The sequence below is a fragment of the Cryobacterium sp. genome (assembly GCF_026786305.1).
In the GTDB taxonomy this organism is placed as follows: Bacteria; Actinomycetota; Actinomycetes; order Actinomycetales; family Microbacteriaceae; genus Cryobacterium.
This window is the reverse complement of the sequence record NZ_JAJAYI010000029.1, coordinates 23,501-34,453: the sequence shown is the minus strand read 5'-3', so window position 1 is coordinate 34,453 and position 10,953 is coordinate 23,501. Positions and strand designations below refer to the sequence as shown.

At 67.2% G+C, this 10,953-nt stretch carries 7 protein-coding genes; all 7 read right to left on the bottom strand.

The window, feature by feature from the left end; translation table 11 throughout:
• Positions 1-2,978, bottom strand: a 2,978-nt coding sequence (locus tag LH475_RS03050; protein WP_297412845.1) for an EAL domain-containing protein, incomplete at its 3' end; no start/stop codon positions are given.
• Positions 2,979-3,061: 83 nt separating this feature from the next.
• A complete protein-coding gene (locus LH475_RS03045; RefSeq protein ID WP_297412844.1) occupies positions 3,062-3,877 on the bottom strand; it encodes a hypothetical protein in 816 nt (271 codons plus the stop codon).
• Positions 3,864-4,736, bottom strand: coding sequence for a protein phosphatase 2C domain-containing protein (locus LH475_RS03040; protein WP_297412843.1), 873 nt, complete (start codon positions 4,734-4,736; stop codon positions 3,864-3,866). The genes LH475_RS03045 and LH475_RS03040 overlap by 14 nt, the downstream gene beginning before the upstream one ends.
• A gap of 3 nt (positions 4,737-4,739) precedes the next feature.
• Positions 4,740-5,945 carry a DUF5684 domain-containing protein gene (locus LH475_RS03035; RefSeq protein WP_297412842.1) on the bottom strand — a complete coding sequence of 402 codons (1,206 nt, stop codon included), beginning with the start codon at positions 5,943-5,945 and terminating at the stop codon, positions 4,740-4,742.
• The gene (locus LH475_RS03030; protein WP_297412841.1) at positions 5,946-8,537 is read right to left on the bottom strand and encodes a transglutaminase-like domain-containing protein; all 2,592 of its coding nucleotides are present in this window, start codon (positions 8,535-8,537) and stop codon (positions 5,946-5,948) included.
• A gap of 32 nt (positions 8,538-8,569) precedes the next feature.
• Positions 8,570-9,940 (bottom strand): DUF58 domain-containing protein, encoded by a 1,371-nt coding sequence (locus tag LH475_RS03025; RefSeq protein WP_297412840.1) that lies wholly within the window; start codon positions 9,938-9,940, stop codon positions 8,570-8,572.
• Entirely contained in the window at positions 9,937-10,902 is a 966-nt protein-coding gene (locus LH475_RS03020) for a MoxR family ATPase (RefSeq protein WP_196843479.1), read from the bottom strand. The genes LH475_RS03025 and LH475_RS03020 overlap by 4 nt, the downstream gene beginning before the upstream one ends.
• Positions 10,903-10,953: the final 51 nt, after the last annotated feature.

The window sequence follows — 10,953 nt, the reverse complement described above, 5'->3', positions numbered from 1 at the left end:
GGCTTCGAGAAGAGATAGCCCTGGCCGTAGCGACAGCCCATCTCGGTCAGTAGGTCTCGCTGCCCGCTCGTTTCGATGCCCTCTGCGACGACGTCGAGGTTGAGGGAGTCGGCGAGGCGCAGGATGCCATCGACGATCGCCCGGTCATGGTCCGAACGCTCGAGGTCGCGGATGAAGGTGAGATCGATCTTGAGCAGGTCAACGGTGAACGCCCTCAGATGGGTGAAGGAGGAGTAGCCGGTGCCGAAGTCGTCGATAGCCAGGCGCACCCCGAGGGAGCGCAGTTCCTGGAAGGTGCGGGCGGCGGAGTCGATCGCATCGAGCACGGCACTCTCGGTGAGTTCCAGCCACAGCTGGTCCGGCGGAAGGCCGCTCGCGCTGAGGGCGCGTTTCACCACGGCCCCGAAGTCGTCCTGCACGAACTGCCGTGGCGACACGTTCACGCTGACCGCCATGCGGCCGTCCAGGGCCACGGCAGCCCGACAGGCCTGGCCGAGCACCGTGGTGCCGATCCCCTTGATCAGGCCGACCTCCTCGGCGATCGCGATGAACTCCCCCGGAAAGACAAGGCCCCGTTCCGGGCGTCTCCAACGGGCGAGCGCCTCGGTTGCGACCACGGTGCGCTGTTGCAGGTCGACGATCGGCTGGAACCAGGTCTCGATCTCGCCCAGTTGCACCGCGTCTCGCAGAGCCAGCTCGGTGTCGAGCCTGCGCTCGATCCGACCCCGCAGGTCGTCGTCGAACACCTCGTAGCGCGCCCGGCCGCGGCCCTTCGCCAAGTACATGGCCTGGTCCGCATTGCGCAGGAGCAGCTCCGCATCGTCGTGGCCGAGCCCGAAGGCGATGCCGATGCTCGCGTCGACCGATGCGATCTGGTCGCCGACCAGAATCGGCCGGGCGATCGCCGCCTGAATCGAATCGGCAATCCGGTGCACTTCCGTGTTACCAACGATATCCGGACAGATCACGACGAACTCGTCGCCCCCGATGCGGGACACCGTGTCGCCAGACCGAATGTTTTGGAGCAAACGAATGCCGACCTCGGTCAGCACCGTGTCCCCGGCGTGATGCCCGAGGCTGTCGTTGACGAATTTAAACCGGTCGAGGTCGATGAACAGTACCGCCACGCCGCGTCCCTGGCGCGACGCCTGAAGGAGCGCCTGCTTCAGCCGGTCGAGGAGGAGGAGACGGTTGGGCAGGTTCGTCAGCGGGTCGTGGAAGGCCAGGTGCTCCACCCGCGCTTCGGCCAGGCGCCGGGCGGTGATGTCCTCCAGTTGGTAGAGCAGTCCCCCGGCCTGCTCCCCCTCGATGATCTCGGCGATACTGACCTTGACCCAGGTTTCCTGGGTGCCGCCGTGTCGCATCCGGCGGTCCATGCGCTGGCGGGTGGACGGTCCATCGTGCCCCGTGCCCTCCGCCTGCTTGTCGTCGCCGTTTTCTGCGGGCATGAAGATCGTCTCGATGTGCTCGTCGACCATCGAGGTGTTGTGCCCCGCCAGATCCAAGAGCCGTCTGTTGGCTGCCACCACCTGGCCGTCGAGCGTCACGATCGCCGTTCCCAGCGGGGATGAGGCGAAGGCGGCCTCGAACCGGGCGGCGGCCGCCGCCGCCGCATCCTCGGCCACGCGCAACGCGGTCACGTCGGTGACGCTGGCGAGGTGCCCGATCACACCCTTCGCATCCAGCATCGGAGCGGTGCTCACCTTTACCCAGTTCACCTGCCCGGTTGGAGTGCGGAAACGCAACGTGGTCTCATAGGCCGTTCCGGCGGTCGCGCTCTGCTCCCATTCGCGGAGCACCCGCTCGGAATCGTCGGGGTGGATGGCGGCGGCCCAGCCGTCGCGCAGCGACTCGTTCTTGGTGAAGCCGCTGAGGGCCAGCCACTGGTCATTGGCGGAGACGAGGCCCCCCGCGGCATCCAGCTGCACGATGCCCACCGGTGCGATCTTGATCAACGTGTGCAGCGTGTCGGCCGTTTCTGCCAGCTGTCGGGTGCGACTGTCGACGGTCGCCTCGAGCGTGTGATTGGCCTCGGCCAGAGCCCGGGTTCCCGCATCCCGCTGACGATCGAGCTCGCGCAACCTGCGTGCCGCGATCCAGGTCAGTCCAACCCCCAGGACCGTCATGGCCGCGATCAGTATGGCGACACCGAACACCGCGTCGTACCAGCCCAGGCGCCTGCCAAAGATATCGAGCCAGCCCAGCACGAACGGGCCAAGGAACAGGGTGGGAATGACCGGGCGCAGAAGCTGCCCGGCACTGCCCTGGTCGCGGAGGACGGCGATCAGCCCCGAGGAAGGACGCTGCAGCAGGATCGACACCGACGACACGGCCAGTCCCAGCGCCGTGGGCAGCGCCATGCTCGTGAATCCTCCGACGGTGTACAGCGAGGAGACGCCGTAGGCGTAGCCCAGGACCGCGATCAGGCTGATGGTGAGGGCACCCAGGGCAAGACCGAGCATCCAGGCCGGCCGGGCAAGCCGGCTGGTGACGACGGATGCCCCGAGCAGGGTAACAGACACAGCCGTGGCCGGCGCCATCCGGGGAGGGTGACCGGCAAAGTCGATTCCCGGAAGCAGTTCATCGACACCGAGGGGCAACCCGAGAACGTACTCGGTGAGGGTGAGGGCCCCGATGACCGCGACAGCAAGACCCAGGACCAGCGTCACGCGGCGGCGATCAAACACCAGCACTGCAACGGACAACAGTATGAATGCCGCCCCGGTCATGGGCTTCAGAAGCGACAGGCTTGAAATAATCGAGGGTAGGGTGTCGATTCCAACGTACCAACCGGTGATCACGATGACGCCCAGGACGCCGATCAGTGCCGCACCGACGCGACTGGCCAAGCGCACCATATTCCTCTGCTCCCGATTAGCAGGAGCGCCGGTCGTCATGACCAGACTACCGGGCCGCCGGGCGTGCGGGGTGGCCGGGTTGGCGGCTTCCCGATCGAGGGGAGATGTGACATCTGTCAAGAGAATAAAGCTCCTGGTTATTCGGTGCTGGCGGAAGGGTGACATATGTGGCGTGGCGCGCGCGGCGGCCGGCCGCACGGCACTCACCAGGTGAGAACGGTGAAGACGACGAACACGGCTGCGGCGAGCACCACCAGGACGGTGCTCGAGATGATCGCGACCAGGGTGAATCGGCGGCGACGACGGGCTGTTGCCGCCGCACGCTCTCGAATCTCGGTGGCAGCGTCGGCCAGACGGATGCGGGCCGGATCGGACTGCACGTCGGGCACGGGCACGGGCGCTGACGCCTTCGGCTCTACGACCGCCGGTATCGGCCGTGCAGAGTAGCGCACACTCGCGCCGCTCTGCACCTGCGGCGGCTCATACCGGCGTTGCAGCGCATCGACGACGGGAGGGTGCGCTGGAGCGGCCGCCCGTCGACTGCTCAGGAGCGTATCGTCGGCCTTACTGCGCTGCGAGGACCGCACGGTGGCCTCATCGGTCGGGTCGGAGCCTGCCGGTGCGTTGTCAGAATCTGGTTCCGAGTGCACTGCAGGGCGGTTTCCCAGCTGCCGTCGTGCCCCAATTCGGGTGTTGTCATCAGCGGTGCGCGCAACGATGCGGGTGCGTTCATCACTGTCGCGGTGCTCGCTGCGCGTGTCATCGTCGTCGGGCAGCTCGGGCACGTGGGACAGCTCGGGCACTTGGGGCAGCTCGGGCAGCTCGAGCCCGTCGGTCTCCCCGATCTCGCCGGGCAGCTCGAGCCTGTTGCTGGCGGTCAGCGCCGGAGCTGCGGCGGCGTGGCGCGGCGCGTGCCGGCGAATAATACGGGTTACCTCGTCATCGGGTACATCGTCAAACTCGTCGGCCCCGCCGTGCCCTCGCTCCGGGACCACCTGCGCCGGGTCAGTCGGCTGCATTGCGGGCCACTCGTTGCACCGGTCGAGTATCTTCGGTGCGGGTGTCAATGGTGTCGGACTGGTCGTCGTCGTCGTCGTCGATCGCACCGCCGTGCCAGGAGCTGAATCCGCCGGCAATGACATCGATCACGATCACCGAGATATTGTCGCGGCCACCGTGTTCGAGGGCGCCGGCGAGCAGCAGGTCGGCCGTCTGCTGGGTCGTGCCACCGAGGGTCAGGGCGGCCTTGATGCTCTCGTCGGAGAGTTCTCCGCTGAGTCCGTCGGAGCACACGAGCAGGCGTTCGCCGGTCACGACCGGGCGCAGCCAGTAGTCCGCGCTGCTGTTGTCGGCGCCCATGGCCCGGGTGATGACGTTTTTGCGGGCGAAGGTGGCGACATCCTCTTTGAGCAAAGTGCCGTCGTCGATGAGTTCCTGAGCGAGGGAATGGTCGACGGTGAGCTGGTGAAATTCGCCTTCGTGCAGGCGGTAGACGCGGGAGTCACCCACGTTCACGATGAGCCATTGCGGGGAATCTTCGTGATCGATGAGAACGAGTCCGGTCAGGGTGCTGCCGGCACCGCGCCCGGTCGAATTCGACACTGTGCGCACCATCATGTGGGCGCGCTGGACCGCAGACACCACGTCACCGGCCGGCACGCCGGTACGGCCGACGCAGGTCTGAAATTCGGCGATCACGGCGGCGCTGGCCCGGTGGCCGGCTTCGAGCCCACCCATGCCGTCGGCGACGATGAACACCGGCGACGCCGCCAGCAGGGAGTCTTCGTTCTCCTTCCGCTTGCGGCCGATATCGGTGCGCGAGCCGCACCGCAGCGACACCCCTGGGCTGGTCGCCCGCTGGTCGACGGGGCAGGTCATGGCTCAGGCCTCCAAGTAGATGCGCGCCGCGAGCTCCCCCAGCAGGAACCGATCGGTCAGGGGCGCGCTCGCACCCGCATCGAGCTCGTTCTCAATGCCACCGCCGTCGATCAGCACGACGCCGTTGGTGGAGTGCAGGTCGCTGATGCCCCAGGCGCCCTCGACAAAGTCGAGGCGGGCGTGCGTCTTCGACACCGTCTTATCTGGATCGTGCACGGGCACCAACTGCGCGTCCGGATGTGCGCTGTCACGCGCAGGGTTGCGCCCGAGCAGCACGACCGGTTTGGTGAGCGAGACCTTGAGGCCGTGTTCGGTTTCGAGCGTCCACGGCTTCATACGACGCACGACGATCATGGTCTCGTCGAGGTCGTCGTCGGCGTCTGATTCGGGCTCGGCGTCTGATTCGGGTTCGGCCGCCTCGCTGACGCCTGCCGCAATCACCGCAGACACCTCTGAGACAATCGCTGTGGGAGTGACCGTGGGAACCACGGCGGAAATCACCGGGGGCGTCGGCGGGACGCTCACGTAGAAGGGCGGCGGTCCGATGGGCAGACCGCGCACGGCAGGTGGTGCCGGAGGCGCAGTCGGTGCAATCGGTGCAGTCGGTGCAGGTGGTGACGGAGTCGCAGTCGGTGCCGTCGCCAGAAATGCTGCGGGCGGGGCCAGGGGCATGGGCGTCCAAACCAGCGGCGCTGGCGGGGCCGACGGGGCCGTCGGCATAGCGCTCTGGCCTGCGGGCGGCCCGGCGACCGGCACGGGTGCCGCCGACATCATCGACAACATCGACAACGGCCTCACCGGAGCGAACGGAACGTACCCGGTCGCGGACATTTCCGGCATCCAGCCCGTGTTGAAGGACTTTCCAAACCCGAGCACGCCGGCCCAGATGGGAAAGGAGACGAGGTAGAGCAGGGTGAATCCGCCGCCGCGACCCAACCGTCGGTTGACGTTGTTGACCGCCATGATGAAGATGATGAAGGCAATGAGGTTTGCGGCCGGAATGAAGAGGCCGATCGCCCACAGTGCCGAATATCGCCCAAGTTCAAACAGGGTGATGGTGTTGACGATCGGCACCCAGCCCTTCCAGGCTTGTTCCCCAAGCTTCACAAAGATCGTGCCGAGGGCGATCGACGAGAACACGTACACGCCGATGCCGAGCAGCACGATCACCACGATGACCGCGATGATCGCTCCAGATGATTCATCCATTTATGATTCGCGGCCGCTGGTGGGCGGCCGCTCCCCCATTCTGCTGGTGTCGCGCCGGTTCAGGCGTACGGTGGTGACGTCGTAACGAGATGAGCGTCGTCGAAAAGCTACGAGCCGGCGGGCATCCGCTAGCCGAGAAAAGGAGCGTAGTGAGATGGCGGCGCACAGGCGTTCGCGCCGGGTGCCACTCGCAGCGAGCACGGCACGTTCGGCCGTGACGAGTGCCCAGAAGGTGTCGCTCTCGGCAGCCTGCGGCGGGTTCGGGCCGAAGACGGCTCGGTCGGCGAGGGTCGCGAGTTGTGTGCCGCCCACCGATTGGTAGTGCGACGCGATTTCGACCCGGGTCATGCTGCCCTGGTCGGCCAGACCGCGGTCGACGGCGGTATCGATGTATTCGTCCCAGCCGCCGGCGAACCGCGCCGCCACGTCAACGGCACGCGCCCGGTCACGGCGGCGCTTGAGTTTGGCGCCGAGAATCACCAGGAACGGCGTGCTGATCGCGAGCAGTGCGGCCAGGCTGATGCCGGCAATCTTGAGGGTCGCGAACAGCCAGGCCAGGTCGGGGCCGGTGACCGGTTCCTGTTCGGGCTGGTCCTCATTGCTGGTCGGATTGGCCTCGGGGGCTCGCTGCTCGGTGGCACCCTCCGCGATGACCTCGGTGTTGTATTGCGGGTCGCGGGTCGTGTCATCAATGGGCGACAGCGGGTTCTGAAACTGCGGGGTCGCGTCCACGGTCACCCAGCTGCCGTCGCCGCCGGCCACTTCGACCCAGGCCGCGAGGTTTCGCCCCGAGCAGACGCCCTGCACGCAGGAGCCGGGAGCACTCGAATCAGCGGATGCCGCACCGAGGGTGAATCCCACCACCACGCGAGACTCAAACCCGAGGTGGCGGGCGAGCAGCGCGGTCGCGACGGCGAACTGTTCGTCGTCACCAATGGCGGCCACCAGCTGGGAATTCTCGGTGGCGCTCGTGCTGTTCTGCTTGTCGAGCAGGGCGGTGAAGAGGGCGTCGATGCGGGCGACCGAGTGCCCAGACAGGCTCGGAGAGAACCGGTAGTCGCCAAGGTCGGCGGTCCAGGAGTCCACCGCCGGCACGGTCAGGGCGTGGCTGAGGTAGCCGCGCTGGCGCAGACGCGTGACGAGTTCGGCAAGTCCGGCGCCATCGTGCGTGACCGCCTGGGCGTCTACCCAGTCGCCGAGGCTCTGTGGAGTGAGCGAATCGTCAATCGCGTCGCCGGCCGGGCGGGCGAGGCCGGCCAGGTCCGTCGCATCCGTGTGCTGCTGCGAGACGATCGTGTAGCGGTCACCGTTTTTGAGGGTGTTGAGTTGAATTCCAGATGCCGTGCCCGCGTTATAGAAAAAGCCATCGCTCAGGTCAGCGGCGCGGTCACCGGCGAAGCGGATGCTCGAGAGAGCGCCGGCGCCCGGCATCCAGACGCCGGTGTACCCGGCTATGGCGAACCCGGTCGTGACGCGTCCACCGGTCGACCCGCGGGTGTGCGGCACCCGGGCGAAGGCGGTGGCCTGGTCGCGCTCGCTCGCGGCAGGGTTCACGACCCGAAAGACTTCGCCGTCGTAGTAGCTGAGCACGGCGAGGCGCACTCGCGCCGCGGCGCCCTCTTCGACAGCATCGCCGGTCACCGTGAAAAGCTCGGCGTCGTACCGCTCGGCGCTGAAGTAGCTGCGGTACTGGCTGAGCGGGCTGACGTACTCGCGCAGGTCGACGGCGGGGTCGATGCTGCTGCGCAGCACCTGACGGTCCGGCATCGCCGCGACGGCCGAGAGCCCGCCGAGCGTGACGCCACTGGCGATCACGAGCACGCCCCCGGCGAGGGCGGCCCGGCGCAGACGACCGCCGAGGCCGCCGGGGGTGCGCCGCACCCCGGTCGTGCGGCCGGCCAGATCAAGCGCCTCACTGCGAGTCAGGTGGGTTCGCCAGGACAGAAAGCCGAAGGCGAGCAGCAGGGCGGCGAGACCGATCAGGCTCTCGCGCGGTGCCGGTACGCTGACCCCGAACACGGTCAGCGGAATGCTCAGGGCACTCGACCCGAAGATCAGACCGAACAGTTGCACGGCAAAGATGAGGGGCACGGCGAGGGCGTAGAGCCGGGCGCCGCGCCAGGCCAGCGACAGGGCGACCGTGGTGCCGCCGAGAAACAGCAAAAAGGCCGGCACGAGCAGGGTCTGGTACGAGCCGACCGGCAGTTGGATGGTGACGAGCTCCTTCCAGCTGAACACCGTCGCGGTCACCAGATCGAGCAGCCCGCCGAACACGCTTTGTATGCTCGTCGGCACGCTCGTGAGGGTGGTCGGCACCGCGAGCGGAACGCCCAGCAGCAGGTAGGCGCCGAGGGTGGCCAGCAGCACGGTGAACCAGGACCAACCACGCCGGGCGCCGATCCAGGCCAGGGCCAGCCCGGCCGCGATCGCTCCGGCCGCCATCACCAGGTAGCTGGTGTCCTGGTAGATCGGCCAGGCCGCCCAGGTGGCGACGAGCATCATCGCCAGGACGAACAGGGCGTTGATCACGCGGGCGCGGCGTCGGCCACCGGGCGCACGGCGCGACCGAATCGTCGGCAGGGCACCTGTCACGGGTCGGCCAGCACAGGGCGTTTGGGGCGCGCTCATGAGGCCCGCCGGCTGAGCAGGGAACGTAAGTCGTCGAGCACGCCGATGGTCAGCACGCTCGTGCCCGCGAGGTCGCGAAAGCTCGGCTGTTCGTTGGGATTGCACAGAACGGCGACGACCTGCACACTACCGGCAAATTTCAGGGTGAGCGCCTGCAGGCGCCGGACAGTCATCGCGCTGCCGCACACCACGAACGCGATCGAAATATCGGGCACCACCTGGGCGGCGAGCACGCAGACGTCTTCAACGTTCATGGCGTGCGGGCTCACCTCGATCGCGGTGAGATCATCGAGCAGGGTGCGCGTCGAGACGACACTCAGGCTGTGCACCGAACGGATGCTGCTGCGCACGATATCGGGAACCTCCTCGCTCGCCACGACGGCCAGGTCTCGCCCGTCGCGAATGGCGCGCACACCGAGCGACCCGGTCGCGCTGACCGCCATCTCGAACTCGTCGTCGGAGGCGTATTCCGCCGCGTTCAGGCTCAGCACGATGGCCAGGCGGGAGCGCCGGCTTTCTTCGAACTGGCGCACCATGAGTCTGCCGGTCTTCGCGGTGGACTTCCAGTGAATGTGCCGCTGCCCATCGCCGGGGGCGTACTCGCGAATGGCGTGAAAAGAGATGTCGGAGTCGACGATGTCGCGCGTCGGGTTGCCCTCGAGGTCGCGCACGAAACCGGCGCTCGTACTCGGAATCGACACGGTCACCGGGTGCACGAACAGGCGGTTGACGTCGGCCCAGGCCACTTCGCGGCCGAGCACCCCGAGCGGGTCGCTGCGCACGGTCGTGACCGGGCCCACATCGATAACGCCGCGCCGGTGGGCCGGTACGCGAACGTGCTCCTCATGCACGTGGCCGGCGCGCAGGAGCGGCACGTAGATATCCGCTAGCCCCTTGCCAATGGGAACATCTACGCGACCCGGCAGCTGAACCCGCGTCGAGACGTTGGTGACGGTGAGGGCGCCGAGCACCTCGGAACCGGCAACGACCCGATCGACCGGCAGCACGAAGTCGACGCTGTAGGCGCGACCACCGGCCAGAAACGGCAGCGAGATGAGAATGAGGGCGACCGCCACGCAGCCGGCCACTATCAGTTCGGTCCAGCCGAAGACGAGGCCGAGCGGCAGCAGCACGATCGCGGCCGCGACCACCACCCAGCCGGCCGGTCTGACCGTTTCGCCGATCCATTCGACGGATGCCTTCACACCGTTTCGCACAGCCCGCGAGACCCGCATCCACAGCACGACCGCGCCCACAAGGGTCAACGTCGTTGACTGGCTCGTGCGCGTGCTCGCATACCGGGTGTGCGTTGCAGACCTGGTCTGGGTTTCGCGACGCGTCAGGCGCGATTCGGTATGAGAACTCACGCCAGGTCGATCCGACTGGGCGGTACGATGTCGAGCAGAATCTGGCCGATGACGGCGCTCGCGGTGACGCCGTCGAATTCGGCCTCGGGGTCGAGCACCATGCGGTGGGCGAGCACCTGGTTGGCGAGGGCCTTGACATCGTCGGGGGTGACGAAGGTGCGGCCGTGGGCGACGGCCCAGGTTTTGGCGGCCTTGGTGAGGCTGCGAGCGCCACGCACGCTGACGCCCATGCGCACCTGGCGAGCGTCGCGGGTCGCCTCGACCAGACGACCGATGTAGTCATAGACGAGCGGATTCACGAACACGCCGCGGGCGATGTCGCTCATGCTCAGGAGCGTCTGCGGGGTGATGACCGGGGCGAGTTCGTGGCGAACGTCGGCGGTGCCCTCGAGAATGCGGATGGTCGCTGCGAGGTCGGGGTAGCCGAGCGACGCCTTCATCATGAACCGGTCGAGCTGGGCCTCGGGCAGCCGGTAGGTGCCGGCCTGCTCAATCGGGTTCTGGGTGGCGATGACGAGAAACGGCACACCGGTGGAGCGGGTGACACCGTCGATGGTGACGTTGCCCTCTTCCATCGCTTCGAGCAGAGCCGATTGGGTCTTCGGGCTGGCCCGGTTGATCTCGTCGGCGAGCACGACGTTGGCGAAGATCGGTCCGCTGTGAAACTCGAACTCTCCGGTCTTCTGGTCGTAGACGGTGATGCCGGTCACGTCGCCGGGCAGCAGGTCGGGGGTGAACTGAATGCGGGTGGAAACACCCTGCACGGTCTGGGACATGGCGCGGGCGAGCGAGGTCTTTCCGGTGCCCGGGTAGTCCTCGAGCAGCAGGTGGCCCTCGCTGACCATCGCGGTGAAGGCGAGTTCGATCACGTGGCGCTTACCGAGAACAACCTGTTCGACGTTGTCGACCATCATCGTGAAGGTCGTGGCAAACCAGTCTGACTGCTCCGGGGTGATTGTCATGTGTGTGGCTCTTTCACTGTGGCGGGCTTTACTGGAAGACTGTGGCGGGCT